Source organism: Tenacibaculum sp. SSH1-16 (assembly GCF_040104435.1).
Taxonomy (GTDB): Bacteria; Bacteroidota; Bacteroidia; order Flavobacteriales; family Flavobacteriaceae; genus Polaribacter; species Polaribacter mesophilus.
Map to the genome: position 1 here is coordinate 112,040 of NZ_JBECOV010000005.1, position 15,129 is coordinate 127,168.

A 15,129-nucleotide genomic window follows, 5' to 3' on the forward strand; every position below is an offset into this window, starting at 1 on the left:
TTATAACTGAAAACTAATAACTCGCAACTTTTAGTTGCGTAAAGGTTTACCAGTTTTTAACATATGCTGAATACGCTCTAACGTTTTTCTTTCAGTAGTTAAACTTAAGAAAGCTTCACGTTCAAGGTCTAATAAATACTGCTCAGTAACTTTTGTTGGTTCTGATAAATCTCCTCCAGCCATTACATAGGCTAGTTTGTTTGCAATTTTCTGATCGTGTTCAGAAATATATTTAGAAGCTTCCATAGAGTCTGTTCCTACTAAGAACATTCCTAAGGCTTGCTTACCTAATACTAAAACATCTTTACGTTTTACTGGTTGTGTATAACCTGCTTCAGCTAATAACACAGCGTGCTTTTTAGCTTCTGCAATTTGACGGTCTTTGTTTACAACCACAACATCTTTTCCTTTTTGTAGTAGGTTTAAGTCGTATGCTTCATAAGCTGAAGTTGCAACTTTAGCCATACCAATAGTTAAGAAGTGCTCTTGTAATACGTTTAATTGAACATCACCAGTGTGGAATAAGTCCTGAGCTCTTAACGCCATTTCTTTAGATCCACCACCACCAGGAATTACTCCAACTCCAAACTCTACTAATCCGATGTAGGTTTCAGCAGCAGCAACTACTTTATCAGCGTGTAATGATAATTCACATCCACCACCTAATGCCATTCCGTGAGGAGCAGCAATGGTAGGAATTGCAGAGTAACGCATACGCATCATGGTATCTTGGAAATATTTGATCGCCATGTTTAACTCATCGTACTCTTGCTCAACAGCCATCATAAAAATCATTCCGATGTTGGCACCTACAGAGAAGTTTGCAGCTTGGTTACCAATTACTAATCCTTGGAAGTCTTTTTCAGCTAAATCAACCGCTTTGTTTAATCCAGCTAAAACATCACCACCAATAGTGTTCATTTTAGATTGGAATTCACAGTTTAAGATTCCGTCTCCTAAATCTTCAATAACAACTCCAGAGTTTTTGAATACCTCAGTAGTTTTACGAATGTTGTCTAAGATGATAAATGAATCTTGTCCTGGCTTTTTAACTTGTGCTTTTGCAGGTACATCGTAGTAATATGTTGCACCGTCTTTAACTGTATAGAAAGATTTTTCTCCTTTAGCTACCATTTCTGTAACCCAAGCAGCTGGTTCCTTTCCTTCAGCTTTCATTAATTCGATACCTTTTTCAACTCCTACAGCATCCCAAATTTCGAAAGGACCATTTTCCCATCCAAAACCTGCTTTCATGGCATCGTCAATTCTGTATAATTCATCAGAAATTTCTGGAATTCTATTTTGAACATACGCAAACATTGCTGCGAAGTTCTTACGGTAGAATTCTCCTGCTTTATCTTTTCCGCCAACTAATACTTTAAATCGGTCAATTGGCTTATCGATTGTTTTTGTTAATTCTAAGGTAGCAAATTTTGCTTTTTTAGACGGACGGTATTCCATCGTATCTAAGTCTAAAGCTAAAATTTCACGTTTTCCTTCAGCATTGGTTGTTTTTTTATAGAAACCTTGCTTGGTTTTGTTACCTAACCACTTATTTTCCATCATCGTGTTGATGAAATCTGGCAACTTAAATAAGTCGTGAGCTTCGTCGTTAGGACAGTTTTCGTAGATTCCGTTAGCAACGTGTACTAAAGTATCTAATCCAACAACATCAACGGTACGGAAAGTAGCTGATTTAGGACGTCCAATAACTGGTCCTGTTAATTTATCAACCTCTTCAATAGTTAGTCCTAATTCTTTTACTTGGTGGAATAACGATTGGATTCCGAAGATACCTATACGGTTTCCAATAAACGCTGGAGTATCTTTTGCTAATACTGAAGTTTTTCCTAAGAATTTAGAACCGTAATCCATTAAGAAGTCTGTAACTTCTTGTTTACAGTCAGGTCCTGGAACAACTTCAAATAATTTTAAATAACGAGGAGGGTTAAAAAAGTGTGTAACCGCAAAGTGTTTACGGAAATCTTCACTACGTCCTTCGTTCATAAACTTAATAGGAATACCTGAAGTGTTGGTAGAAATAATAGTACCAGGAGTACGATATTTTTCAACTTGCTCAAAAACACTTTGTTTAATGTCTAAGCGTTCAACAACTACTTCCATAATCCAATCTACATCTTTTACTTTGTGTAAATCGTCCTCAAGGTTCCCAGTAGTAATTCTATCTGCAAATTTTTTATTGTAGATAGGTGATGGTTTCGACTTTAATGAAGCAGTCAAAGCATCATTTACCAAACGGTTACGAACTACTTTGTCTTCTAAGGTTAATCCTTTTGCTTTTTCTTTGTCGTTAAGCTCTCTTGGAACGATATCCAAAAGCAATACTTCAACGCCAATGTTAGCAAAATGACATGCAATACCTGATCCCATGATACCAGAACCGATAATTGCTACTTTTTTAATTCTTCTTGCCATTTGTTTGTTGGTTTGTTTTATACAGCTTTATTGTCAATATTTTCTTCTTCGTATATTAACTTATCTGTAATTAGTTTGTTTATTGTTGTTGTTACTTTGAAGAAGGTTTGTAATTCTTCTTCAGTAATATGTTCTCTTACTTTATTATTGAATTGGTATACATGCCCTTTTGAAACTTCACGCATTTCTTTACCATATTTAGTAAGCTTTAAAATAACGCTTCTACCATCATTAGGATTTTTCTCGCGACATATAACTCCTTTGTCTTCCATTGTCTTTAACAAACGAGAAAGACTTGTAGGTTCCATTCCCATTAACGGTCCCAGAGCAGTTGAAGGAGTACCGTTTTCAAAATCTATATTCAATAAAGCAAAAGCCGTAGCCATTGTGCTATCATGCTTTGCAGCTTGCTCGTTATACATTTTAGCAACGGCTTGCCACGTGGCTCTTAATTGGTGATCTATTGATTTATCCTTATCCATGAATGCCAAATATATAAAATTTTATTATGCATGCATAGTATTTTGTAAAAAAGTTATGCATGCATAATAAAATTAACAAAAAATTAATCTTGTAACGTTTAGAGAGAAGCGTATACTAATTGAGTATAAAAATATGTAAGTTTGTCACTACTGTTTTTAAATAAACGGTAATTAATCAACTATAAATCTATGAACAATTTATTAGAAATTAATAATGTAGTAAAGCGTTATGGCGATTATACTGCATTAAATAATGTTTCAATGCACATTCCTAAAGGTAGTGTTTTTGGTTTGTTAGGGCCTAACGGTGCAGGAAAGACCTCGCTTATTAGAATTATCAACCAAATAACAATGCCTGATGCTGGTGAAATTATTTTAGATGGAGAGAAGTTAGCTCCAAATCATATAGAACATATAGGATATTTACCTGAAGAAAGAGGATTGTATAAAAGTATGAAGGTAGGAGAGCAGGCACTATATCTTGCTCAATTAAAAGGGTTGAGTAAATCGGAAGCTAAAAGACGATTGAAATATTGGTTTGATAAATTTGATATTGGAGCTTGGTGGAATAAAAAGATTGAAGAGTTGTCTAAAGGGATGGCTCAAAAGGTACAGTTTATAGTAACGGTATTACATCAGCCTAAATTATTAATTTTTGATGAGCCTTTTTCTGGTTTCGATCCTATTAATGCTCAACTAATAGCTAAAGAAATTTTACAGTTGCGTGATGAAGGAGCTACCATTATTTTTTCTACTCATAGAATGGAGTCTGTAGAGGAAATGTGTGATTATATAGCGTTGATTAACAAGTCGAATAAAATTTTAGATGGTAAGCTAGAAGATATTAAAAAGGAGTTTAGAACAAATACTTTTCAGGTTGGATTAGCTACTTCTAATTCAAAAGAAGTGGAGCAAAAGCTTAAAGAAAACTTTGAGGTTTTACCAGCAGATTTTAAATTGTTAAATGAAGGGTTAAAATTAAATGTAAAACTTACCAACGGAAGTTCTCCAAACGATTTGTTATCGTATTTAACAACTCAGGGACAAGTACAACATTTTGTAGAGTTAGTGCCAAGTGCCAACGATATTTTTATTCAAGCAATCCATAAAAACAGTTAAGCAATGAAAAGATTACGATTAATTATAGAACGCGAGTTTATTGCTAAGGTTAGAAATAAGTCGTTTATCGTTATGACTTTCTTAAGTCCATTGTTAATGATTGGTATGGGGGCTTTAGTATTTTTCTTAATGAAGAAGAACGATGAAAAGGTTAAGAAGATAGTATATGTTGATGAGTCTGGAATGTTCTCTAAAGATATTTTTAAAGATTCAAAAACAGTAAAGTATGAAGATTTTACAGCCTTAGGAATTGAAAACTCTAAAAAAAAGGTCGAAGAAGGAGATTACTACGGAGCTTTATACATTCCGAAACAAGATAGTTTAGAAATGTTGGCAAAATCGATTGAGTTTTTCTCTAAAGATTCGCCAAGTATGTCTATCATGGAACGTTTAGAAGATAAAATTGATAAGGAGTTACGTCATAAAAAACTAACAAGCTTCGGAATTGATATTGCGCATATAGAAGAGTCTAAAATTTCATCAGAAATTAAAATGTTGAATTTCTCTGGTGAGAAATCTTCAAAGTTAATCAACGGATTAAAGATTGGTGTAGGAGCTATTGCAGGATATTTATTAATGATGTTTGTAATGATTTATGGAACATCGGTAATGCGTAGTGTTATTGAAGAAAAAACAAGTAGAATTATTGAGGTGATCGTTTCTTCTGTAAAACCTTTTCAATTAATGTTAGGAAAGATTATTGGAAATGCATCAGCTGGATTGTTACAATTCTTTATTTGGGGGATTTTGTTCTTAATAGTTGGAGTTGTAGTGTCATTAGTTTTGGGTATTAATGTGACCGAATTTTATGGAGGAAAATTAAACGCTGATCAAATTGAAAGTGCTAAAAGTGTTATAGGTGATGGAACAAATGTTTTAATTGAAGTAAGAAAATTACCATGGCTTAAAATGTTCTTCTTATTCATTTTCTATTTCTTAGGAGGGTATATGTTATATAGCTCGTTGTTTGCAGCAGTAGGTGCAGCGGTAGATAATGAAACGGATACACAACAATTTATGATGCCTATTATGCTACCGTTAATTTTGGCAGTTTATGTAGGTTTTGCAACGGTTATTAACGATCCTCATGGTCCGGTTTCAGTAATATTTTCTTATATACCTTTTACATCTCCAATAGTGATGTTAATGAGAATCCCGTTTGGAGTTGCTTGGTGGGAAATAGCCATTTCTATGTTGCTATTAATTCTTACTTTTATGGTAATTGTATGGATTGCCGCTAAAATTTATCGTGTAGGTATTTTAATGTACGGTAAAAAACCAACCTACAAAGATTTATGGAAATGGATTCGTTATAATGGGTAATTAACACTTTTATGAAATTACTTAATATTGTTTAAAAGTGTTGATTATAAATTGTGTGTAACGATTATAACATAAACTAGGATGAAAGAAATAATAAAAGAAATAACGGATTTTCTAAACTATAGAATACCAATAGGAGGAAAAGATATCGAGTTTACAGTAAAAACAATTTTGTTTTTAATAGTAGGTTTACTTTTAGTGAAACTTTTGTTGAAATATTTAAAAGTACTAGCAAAAAGTAAACTAGAACAGGAAGACAAAAATAAATTTGATACTATTTTCTCATTTACTAGTTGGTTAGTATATGTAATTGTTTTTTCAATAGGTTTAAGTTCAGCAGGAGTCGATTTAAGTGCGATTTTAGTAGCGTCTTCTGCTTTGTTAATAGGTATTGGTTTGGCGTTACAAACCTTTTTTCAAGATATAATCTCTGGAGTTTTTATTATTCTTGATAAAAGTGTTCATGTGGGAGATATTATTGAACTAGATGGAAAAGTTGGTAGGGTGGAAGAGATAAAACTGAGAACCACTAGAGCCGTAACAATCGATAATAAAGTATTGGTTATTCCTAATCACAAGTATTTATCTAACAGCCTATATAACTGGACGCAAAATGGTACTACAACTAGAGAAAGTGTAACAGTGGGGGTGGCCTATGGTAGTGATGTAGCTTTAGTGAAAAAATTATTGTTGCAAGCGGCCAGTGAACATCCAAAAGTATACCAGCATCCAGCTCCTTTAGTACTTTTTGAAAATTTCGGAGATAGTTCGTTAAATTTTAAATTAATTTTTACGTTAAATGATAGTTTTCAGGCAGCGATACCAAAAAGTGATATACGGTTTAAAATAGACGAGCTGTTTAGAGAGCATAATATAAGTATTCCGTTCCCTCAAAGAGATATACATATTGTAGATGCCAAAGGGTTGCATTTTGAACCTCCAAAAAAAGAGGTACTCCAAAACAATCAGAAAGAAATTGAAGGTAAAGAGGAAGGAAATTCTAAAGAAGAACTAAATAATTAAGCTGAAAAATGTTTGGCTTGCTTTTTGAGTTGTAACCACCAATGGTTCTTTCTTGTTGTAAAGAATGTGTTAATAAAGTAACGTTAATAGGTTCAGAAAACGAAGTAGGTGAGCTCCAAAAAATGATTTCTGATTTCAAGAATTTATTAAACTAGCCTTTTTAATATCTAAAAGACTAAAAAAATATGAGTAAAATATTAATAATAGAAGATGAAGCTGCAATTCGCAGAGTATTAAAAAAAATTATTTCTGAAGAAAACGATTCCTATGAAGTAGAAGAAGCTGAAGATGGTTTGCAAGGAATTGAAATGATAAAGAAAACAGATTACGATTTGGTTTTGTGTGATATTAAAATGCCAAAAATGGATGGTGTTGAGGTGTTGGAAAAAGCTAGAAAGTTAAAACCTGAAATACCAATGGTAATGATTTCTGGTCATGGTGATTTAGATACTGCAGTAAACACCATGCGCTTAGGAGCCTTTGATTATATTTCTAAACCGCCAGATTTAAATCGATTATTGAATACTGTAAGAAATGCTCTAGATAAAAAGGAGTTGGTAGTAGAAAATAAGCGTTTAAAGAAGAAGGTGAGTAAGAATTATGAAATGATTGGAGAGAGCGATGCTATTACTCATATTAAAGATATTATTGAAAAAGTGTCTGCAACAGAGGCAAGAGTTTTAATTACCGGACCTAATGGAACAGGAAAAGAGTTAGTAGCGCATTGGTTACACGAAAAATCTGACCGTTCTAAAGGTTCTATGATTGAAGTAAACTGTGCAGCTATACCTTCTGAGTTAATAGAAAGTGAATTGTTTGGGCATGTAAAAGGGAGTTTTACAGGAGCTAACAAAGATAGAGCAGGAAAGTTTGAAGCAGCTAATGGAGGAACCATTTTCTTAGATGAAATTGGAGATATGAGTTTGTCGGCACAAGCGAAAGTATTACGAGCATTACAAGAAAATCGTATTCAACGAGTAGGTTCGGATAAAGATATAAAAGTAAATGTACGTGTAGTTGCTGCAACAAATAAAGATTTAAAGAAGGAAATTGAAGAAGGACGTTTCCGCGAAGATTTATATCATCGTTTAGCAGTGATTTTAATTAAAGTTCCTGCATTAAACGATAGAAGAGAAGATATACCGTTATTAGTAGATTTCTTTGCCAAGAAAATTTCTGAAGAACAAGGGATGCCTAAAAAAGGTTTCTCGGAAGATGCTATTAAATTGTTACAAGAGTATGATTGGACAGGAAATATTAGAGAATTACGAAATGTAGTTGAACGTTTACTTATTTTAGGAGAAAAAGAAGTTTCTAAAAATGATGTAAAACTATTTGCTAGTAAATAATTAATAACGTTTTAAATTTTTGAGTTAATAATCACAGCAATAGAGTTAATTTATATAGATGCTTGTTTTTATTTTTATACAAAACAATAAAAATTATGAACATACAAGCATACTTAGCATTCAGAGGAGAATGTCAAAACGCATTAAATTTTTATGCAGACTTATTTAATGCAAAAATTGTAAATAAACAAACGTACAAAGACTCAAAGAGAGATATTCCAGAGGATTACAGGCATAAAATACAACATGCAGAATTGAAAAAGGGATTCACATTATGGCGTATGATGTTTCTCCAGATACTCCGCTAAATAGTGGTAATAATATTCAAATGAGTGTTGATTTAGATGATGAGGAGAAAGCTACTGTTGTTTTTAATGAGTTGTCTAACGGAGGTATAGTTCATACTGAACTATTGGAAACGGAATGGAACGCACTGTATGGGGCTTGTACCGATAAATTTAATATACGTTGGATGGTAAACTGTAAGTTATAGTAAGTAGTTTACAATAATTGTTATATAAATAAAGGTGAGGTTGTATTAGAAAGAAGCTAATACAATTTCATCTTTGTTGTTTTGTAAAAGTTCATAAAAGCTAACAGAATTAAGGGGGTATGAAGCTTTTAAAAAAACACAAAAAAAGAAAATAAATATGAAGCAATATTGAGTACGTAATGAGTAAAGCTTATAATTAAAAAACCATCTGAAGAAGATGGCTTTTTAATTATAAGAGGAAAGAAGTTATATGTCTTACACCTAAATTAAAGCTTTGTAGCTATTCAAGATTGAGTTAAAAAAAGATTATTTTAAAAATTTCCTAGCTAAAGTATATATTCCAAACTTACCAACTGTTTCAAATATAGTTTGAAACCAATTCCCCACAGATAAATCTTCTTTAAATTGTTCTTTTACAAGTTTAATTTCTTCTAAAGAAATATCTCTTTTAAGCTTCAGTAATTTTAGTTCTTTAGTTATTTCTTTACTATTATTATAGGTTTTCTTCATCGTCAAAATACTTTTTAGATAAATTTTTAATTACAAAATTCTCTACATTTGTTCTCATACTATATGCTATTAAAGCGAAAATTATAAAAAGTAAAGCTACTAACAAGTATCCTAAAACAACATTGTTTAAATAATTACCTATGGTTGCCGATATTGTTACAGCCAAAAAAACAAAAGCAATAAGTAGGAATATACCTATAATAGCAAAATTGAAAATCATGCTTAAAGAAGAGGTTAGTATATAAAATACTTTTAATTTAAAGTATTCTTCAGAATTCTTTATAAAGCTTTCGCCTTTTTCAATTGCTTTTTCAGAGTTGGTATGTATTGATTTGAATATCGACATTATTTAGTTTGTAATTTTTTGTTTTTAGCCTTTAATACTTTTAGTTTTTGTTCTAATTGGGTTATAACATCTTCAGCTTTATAGCTAGCATCAGTTACAATAGTTTCTAATTTTTCTTCTAATGAGTTTGTTTTGCTGCTAAGAGATTCAGCCACATTATTTTTTAAGCTTTCAGCTTTATGCTTAACTTCTTCTTTAAGGTGTGTTGCTTCTGAAGTAATAGTGTCTCTTGCAGAGGCTGCTCCGTCTGCTATTTTTTTTCGTGTATTACTCCCTTTGTCAGGGGCAAATAATATACCTAATCCTGCTCCTACAGCTACTCCTGCTAATAAGCCTAAAATACTTTTATCGTTGCTCATAATATATTTGTTTTTTAATTATTAAATGATTTCTGTAACAAAAATACTTTGATAGCTGATGTTTCTTTAGCTCAATAAATTTAAATGTTAACTCAATTGCTATTAATGACTTATGAGGAAGAAAGAGGGAGTGGTGATTAAAGTGTAAAAAAATAAGCTAGATTCTTTAATTAAAAAAATCTAGCTTAAAATATTATCATTTAGTTGTGATTTATACTACATCAAACCTGTCTGCATTCATTACTTTAGTCCAGGCAGTTACAAAATCTTTCACAAACTTTTTCTTGTTGTCGTCTTGTGCGTATACTTCTGCATACGAACGAAGAATAGAGTTAGAACCAAATATCAAATCCACTCGTGTAGCTGTCCACTTAGTGTTTCCTGTCTTACGATCAACAATATTGTATAAGTTTTCCCCTGAAGGCTTCCATGAGTATTTCATGTCGGTAAGATTAACAAAGAAGTCGTTACTTAACACACCTTCATTTTCTGTAAATACACCATGTTTAGTTCCTCCGTAGTTAGTTCCTAGCACACGCATTCCCCCAACTAGAACAGTCATTTCAGGAGCGGTTAACCCCATAAGTTGTGTTCTGTCTAATAATAATTCTTCAGGTTTTACTACATAATCTTTCTTTTGCCAATTTCTGTATCCGTCATGTAGAGGCTCTAAAACATCAAAAGATTCAGTATCTGTCATTTCAGCGGTTGCATCACCTCTTCCAGGGGTAAAAGGAACTTTAATGTCAACACCACCATCTTTAGCAGCTTTTTCAATAGCAGCACTACCTCCTAAAACAATCAAATCAGCAATACTAACTTTTTTACTTAAACTAGCTTGAATTTCAGCAAGCTTATCTAATACTCTTTTTAGTCTTGTAGGTTCATTTCCTTCCCAGTCTTTCTGAGGAGCTAAACGAATGCGTGCTCCATTAGCACCACCTCTAAAGTCTGATCCTCTATAAGTTCTAGCACTATCCCAAGCAGTATTGATAAGTTCAGTACGAGTAAGTCCACTGTTTAACAGTTTTTCTTTTAATTCTTCAACTTCAGTATCGTTTAAAGTATAGTCTACAGTAGGAACAGGATCTTGCCATATAAGTGTTTCTGTTGGAGCATCAACCCCTAAATAACGTGTATTAGGGCCCAAATCACGATGTGTTAGTTTAAACCAAGCACGTGCAAAGGTGTCAGCAAAATAGGCTGGATCTTTATAGAACTTTTCAGATATTTTTCTGTATTCAGGGTCCATTTTCATTGCCATATCCGCATCAGTCATTATTGGGTTTCTTTTAATGTTCGGATTGTGAGCATCTACAGGTTTATCTGCCTCATCAATATTAACAGGTTCCCATTGCCAAGCACCAGCAGGACTCTTTGTTAATTCCCAATCATGATTTAACAACAAATGAAAGTACGTATGGTTCCATCTATCGGGGGTAGTTGTCCAAGCTCCTTCCAAACCACTAGTAACAGTATCTGCAGCATTTCCATTCCCTTTAGGGTTTATCCAGCCAAAGCCTTGATCTTGAACTTCTGCACCTTCAGGGCTTTCACCTAAGGCTCCTGCGTCACCATTACCGTGTGCTTTTCCTACAGTGTGTCCACCAGCAGTTAAAGCAACGGTTTCTTCATCATTCATTGCCATGCGCTTAAAGGTTTCTCTTACGTCTTTTGCGGTTTTTAAAGGATCGGGTTTTCCGTCAACCCCTTCAGGGTTTACATAAATTAATCCCATCATTACAGCAGCTAATGGGTTTTCTAAGTCTCTGTCTCCAGAATATCGAGAACCTTTACTCCCTGTTGGCGCTAACCATTCTTTTTCAGATCCCCAATAAATATCTTTCTCAGGATGCCAAATATCTTCACGTCCGCCGGCAAAACCAAAAGTTTTGAAGCCCATTGATTCATAAGCCATATTACCAGCTAAAATTATAAGATCTGCCCAAGATAGTTTGTTTCCGTATTTTTTCTTGATAGGCCATAACAATCGTCTTGCTTTATCTAAATTACCATTATCAGGCCAACTATTTAATGGAGCGAAGCGTTGGTTGCCTGTATTACTACCACCTCTACCATCAGCAACTCTATAGGTACCAGCAGCATGCCACGCCATACGAATCATTAAACCACCATAATGTCCCCAGTCGGCAGGCCACCAATCTTGACTATCGGTCATTAAGTCTTTAAGGTCATTTTTAACTGCTTCTAAATCTAATTTTTTAAATTCTTCAGCATAATTAAAATTACTGTCTAAAGGATTGGTTTTGGTATCGTGTTGATGTAGTATATCTAAGTTTAATGATTTTGGCCACCACTCCATGATGTTATCATGTATTTCTGTGTTTGCACCTTGTGAAAAAGGGCATTTACCTTTCGAAGAATGTGAGTTTGTGTTTTTCATTTTATTATAATTTAATAGGTTAGAATAGGGCAAAGCTACTATAAAACAGTGAATAATTTTTATCTATATTTTTTATTTTAAAATAACAAATAACTATAGTTTTTGTTTTTGTGTTTTATAATGTGTTGGAATATAAAGGTATATTTTTTTTAGTGATTTAAAAATATGTTAACTATTGGTTATAGTTATAGTGAAATAAAAAAATATTTTTAGATTCACACTTTAAATGAGAAGAAACAAAATACATTTGTGCCTGTAAAAAAATATTAATCAATAAAAAACTATAAAATGGCTACAGCAGTAGGAAAAAAATTTCCAAGTTTAAACGTAGATGCAATGAACGAAATGGGGGACACGTTTAAGTTAAATGTATTAGAAGAAGCAGTTAAAAACAAGAAAAAAGTGTTGTTGTTTTGGTATCCGAAAGACTTTACTTTCGTTTGTCCAACTGAGTTACATGCTTTTCAAGCTGCATTACCAGAATTTGAAAAAAGAAATACCATTGTAATTGGAGCTTCTTGTGATACTCCTGAAGTACACTTTGCTTGGTTAAACCAATCTAAGGATAATGGAGGTATTGAAGGTGTTACTTACCCATTATTAGCTGATAGTAATCGTAATTTATCATCTATTTTAGGTATCTTAGACATCTCTAACGAGGTTTATGATGAAGCTACAGGAACTGTACAGGTTGAAGGAGATAATGTAACTTATAGAGCTACATATTTAATAGATGAAGAAGGAACTGTTTTTCATGAAGGAATAAACCATATGCCAGTTGGTCGTAATGTAAATGAATATTTACGTTTAGTAGATGCTTATACTCACGTACAAGAAAAAGGTGAGGTATGTCCTGCAAACTGGGAAGAAGGTAAAGAAGCGATGCAAGCTAATGCAAAAGCAACAGCAGAATATTTAGCAGCAAACTAATTAGACATAATTAAAGAAAGGAAACAAGTTCGTGTGAGATAAGTGAAGGGGTCGAGCACGAGCTCCTTTCGAAATGGATAATAATTAAAGAAATGGTACAAGAATTAAGTCAAGACAATTTATCTGAAGTTGTTGCAGGTAATAAAAAAGTTGTAGTTCAGTTTTCAGCTTCATGGTGTGGTAACTGCCGTATTATGAAACCTAAATTTAAAAAGTTGTCTTCTGAGAATGAAGATATGGTTTTTGTAATAGCTGATGCCGAAAAATTTCCAGAGAGTAGAAAACTTGCTGATGTGAGTAACTTGCCTACTTTTGCTACTTATATTGATGGAAAATTAGTAAATCAAACTCAAACCAATAAGTTTGATGTATTGAAGGATTTAGTAAATGAAGTAGCTTAGTTATGAAATTACCAGTAATTAAACATTTAACTTCATTTATTGAAGAAAATGACCAAGATTATGTACTAGAAACTATTGAGACGCTTGAAGCTTTAACAGAGGTTCCATCGTTAAAAGATGAAGAGCTAGACGTTATAGGAGAGTTAATCTCTAATATGTACGGAGCAATTGAAGTTAATAAAATGATTAAAGATGGAACACCTAAAAAAGAAGCGTTAAATAATTTTATGAAACGTGTTTTAGGTTCGATTGATAAATAGTTACTTGTACGTATACAAATAAACAAAAACCTGAACATTTTCTAATGTTCAGGTTTTTGTTTTATACAAACTTTCGGTTGTAGTTTTTGCCTAATTTTACAGAATATTCAATAACACTTTTAATTACTTTTCTATGGTCGTTCTTGCGCCAATTGATATATAATTCTGTGCTTTCGGGTAGTGTAATAAACCGTATGTTCGTATTTAAAGAAAACTGATATGAGTAAGGTAAAATAGATATTCCTAAACCTCTACCAATTAAGTTTAATATCATACTCCCAAAATCAGATTCAATATGAGTTTGAGGTTCAAAACCATAAGTGTTAAAAATATTGCGTAGTAATGAGGAAAAATAAGTAGTATGATGTAAACCAGAAAGGATAAATTTTTCGTCTTTTACGTCTCTTAAATCAACAAAAGAATCTTCTGTTATCCAATGATCTTTTGGAACCACAAGGCAAACGGGTTCAGCATACAATCTTTCAGATAAAATAGAAGCATTTAGAACTTCATTTCTGCTAAAAGCAAAATCTATTTGATAACTAGAAAGTAATTTTTCAAGTGTAATATCAGTAGGCTCCATAAGTTCTACTTTTAAATCTGGTTTCTCTTCTGAAAATATTTTGAGTAATTCAGGTAAATAGTTGTAAGAGATAGAGCCAGGGTAGGCAATACTAACAAGTCCAGAAGAACCTTCATCAATTTTTTTAGCATGTTGATGTGTACGATCGAACTCGTCTAATAGAACATCCCATTTTTTTTTAAGGAATACACCAGCTTCAGTAAGTTTTACATTTCTTTTATCTCGCTCAAATAAAGTAATACCTAATTCTTCTTCTAAAGATTGAATTTGCCTACTTAATGACGATTGAGAGGTGTAAACTTTTTCTGCTGTTTTCCAAAAATGTAATTCTTCTGCTAGAATTAAAAAATATCGAATCTGTTGAATAGTCATTTTAATGCGTTTTTTGCATTAATCAGTCAAAAATAAGTATTTTTTAATAAAGAGAACTGCTGTTGCTTTGCATAAAAAACTTTGTAATCATTTTTAAAGAAGTAACGAAATGGGAATTGAGAATTTTATAGCATTTTTAGTAGCAACTATTCTTTTTGTTTTGACACCAGGAATAGAAACCGTCTTTTTAATTAATAAGTCAATTAGCCAAGGAAGAAGATCTGGTGTATATACTAGTTTTGGTTTAAACACTGGGGCTCTAGTACATACTTTGTTTGGAGCATTAGGTTTGTCGATTATGGTAGCTAAATCAGCAATATTCTTTGCATTGATTAAATATTTAGGAGCAGCTTATTTAATTTATTTAGGTGTAACAAAAGTGATGTCAAAAAAAGGGCTGATTGCTAATACAAACGAAGAACAAAAGAAAAATTCAGCAAAAAGCAGTTTTACATCAGGGTTTGTAACAAATATATTAAATCCGAAAGTTGCATTATTCTTTATAGCGTTCTTTCCGCAGTTTATAAGCCCAACAGAGATAGAAAATCCAGTTCCTTTTATAATAATGGGAGTAATTTATGCGGTAATGACTACCATTTGGTACTTGGTTTTAACATCGTTTGCTGGGATATTTTCAACTAAGATTAAAGAGAATGAAAAAATAGGGGTAAGGTTAAATAAAATTTCAGGTGTAATATTTGTATTGATGGGCTTACAGATAGCGTTTATGTAAAATTAT

Annotated in this window: 16 protein-coding genes; 9 read left to right on the top strand and 7 right to left on the bottom strand. The window is 32.6% G+C overall.

What is annotated here, in order from left to right; translation table 11 throughout:
- Window positions 1–30: 30 nt before the first annotated feature.
- Window positions 31–2,436: a 3-hydroxyacyl-CoA dehydrogenase/enoyl-CoA hydratase family protein gene (locus ABMY20_RS08760; protein WP_125066917.1), complete on the bottom strand. Its 2,406-nt coding sequence runs from the start codon at window positions 2,434–2,436 to the stop codon at window positions 31–33.
- 17 nt (window positions 2,437–2,453) lie between these two features.
- Window positions 2,454–2,918, bottom strand: coding sequence for a MarR family transcriptional regulator (locus ABMY20_RS08765; RefSeq protein ID WP_159613799.1), 465 nt, complete (start codon window positions 2,916–2,918; stop codon window positions 2,454–2,456).
- A 189-nt stretch (window positions 2,919–3,107) separates the two neighbouring features.
- Here ABMY20_RS08765 and ABMY20_RS08770 point away from each other — a divergent pair, with 189 nt between their 5' ends.
- From ABMY20_RS08770 to ABMY20_RS08790, 5 genes are all read left to right on the top strand, one after another.
- A complete protein-coding gene (locus ABMY20_RS08770; RefSeq protein WP_159493713.1) occupies window positions 3,108–4,037 on the top strand; it encodes an ABC transporter ATP-binding protein in 930 nt (309 codons plus the stop codon).
- 3 nt (window positions 4,038–4,040) lie between these two features.
- Window positions 4,041–5,360: an ABC transporter permease gene (locus ABMY20_RS08775; RefSeq protein WP_173359721.1), complete on the top strand. Its 1,320-nt coding sequence runs from the start codon at window positions 4,041–4,043 to the stop codon at window positions 5,358–5,360.
- 81 nt (window positions 5,361–5,441) lie between these two features.
- Window positions 5,442–6,383 (top strand): mechanosensitive ion channel domain-containing protein, encoded by a 942-nt coding sequence (locus ABMY20_RS08780; protein WP_073184568.1) that lies wholly within the window; start codon window positions 5,442–5,444, stop codon window positions 6,381–6,383.
- A 185-nt stretch (window positions 6,384–6,568) separates the two neighbouring features.
- Complete coding sequence (locus ABMY20_RS08785) at window positions 6,569–7,732, top strand: sigma-54 dependent transcriptional regulator (RefSeq protein ID WP_047790067.1); 1,164 nt, start codon at window positions 6,569–6,571, stop codon at window positions 7,730–7,732.
- A gap of 274 nt (window positions 7,733–8,006) precedes the next feature.
- A complete protein-coding gene (locus ABMY20_RS08790) occupies window positions 8,007–8,225 on the top strand; it encodes a hypothetical protein (RefSeq protein WP_349265104.1) in 219 nt (72 codons plus the stop codon).
- 306 nt (window positions 8,226–8,531) lie between these two features.
- Here the strand turns inward: ABMY20_RS08790 and ABMY20_RS08795 are convergent, their stop codons facing one another.
- The 4 genes from ABMY20_RS08795 to katG form a co-directional block, all read right to left on the bottom strand.
- A complete protein-coding gene (locus tag ABMY20_RS08795; RefSeq protein ID WP_047790069.1) occupies window positions 8,532–8,735 on the bottom strand; it encodes a hypothetical protein in 204 nt (67 codons plus the stop codon).
- Window positions 8,719–9,081, bottom strand: a complete 363-nt coding sequence (locus tag ABMY20_RS08800) for a phage holin family protein (protein WP_159493717.1) — start codon at window positions 9,079–9,081, stop codon at window positions 8,719–8,721. Before ABMY20_RS08800 ends, ABMY20_RS08795 begins: the two co-directional genes overlap by 17 nt.
- Window positions 9,081–9,440, bottom strand: coding sequence for a YtxH domain-containing protein (locus ABMY20_RS08805; RefSeq protein WP_047790071.1), 360 nt, complete (start codon window positions 9,438–9,440; stop codon window positions 9,081–9,083). The genes ABMY20_RS08800 and ABMY20_RS08805 overlap by 1 nt, the downstream gene beginning before the upstream one ends.
- A gap of 211 nt (window positions 9,441–9,651) precedes the next feature.
- Entirely contained in the window at window positions 9,652–11,844 is a 2,193-nt protein-coding gene (katG, locus tag ABMY20_RS08810; protein ID WP_253057077.1) for a catalase/peroxidase HPI, read from the bottom strand.
- 288 nt (window positions 11,845–12,132) lie between these two features.
- On the opposite strand from katG, the gene ABMY20_RS08815 reads away from it, so the two are divergent.
- The 3 genes from ABMY20_RS08815 to ABMY20_RS08825 all read left to right on the top strand — a co-directional run bounded on the left by ABMY20_RS08815 (window position 12,133) and on the right by ABMY20_RS08825 (window position 13,435).
- Window positions 12,133–12,774 carry a peroxiredoxin gene (locus ABMY20_RS08815; protein ID WP_047790073.1) on the top strand — a complete coding sequence of 214 codons (642 nt, stop codon included), beginning with the start codon at window positions 12,133–12,135 and terminating at the stop codon, window positions 12,772–12,774.
- Window positions 12,775–12,866: 92 nt separating this feature from the next.
- Window positions 12,867–13,175, top strand: coding sequence for a thioredoxin family protein (locus tag ABMY20_RS08820; protein WP_047790074.1), 309 nt, complete (start codon window positions 12,867–12,869; stop codon window positions 13,173–13,175).
- Window positions 13,176–13,177: 2 nt separating this feature from the next.
- Window positions 13,178–13,435, top strand: coding sequence for a hypothetical protein (locus ABMY20_RS08825; protein ID WP_047790075.1), 258 nt, complete (start codon window positions 13,178–13,180; stop codon window positions 13,433–13,435).
- Window positions 13,436–13,496: 61 nt separating this feature from the next.
- On the opposite strand, the gene ABMY20_RS08830 is transcribed toward ABMY20_RS08825, so the two are convergent.
- Complete coding sequence (locus ABMY20_RS08830; RefSeq protein ID WP_047790076.1) at window positions 13,497–14,390, bottom strand: LysR family transcriptional regulator; 894 nt, start codon at window positions 14,388–14,390, stop codon at window positions 13,497–13,499.
- A gap of 109 nt (window positions 14,391–14,499) precedes the next feature.
- Between ABMY20_RS08830 and ABMY20_RS08835 the strand changes: the two genes are divergently transcribed.
- Window positions 14,500–15,123: a LysE family translocator gene (locus tag ABMY20_RS08835; protein WP_159613818.1), complete on the top strand. Its 624-nt coding sequence runs from the start codon at window positions 14,500–14,502 to the stop codon at window positions 15,121–15,123.
- The last annotated feature ends 6 nt before the right edge of the window (window positions 15,124–15,129 follow it).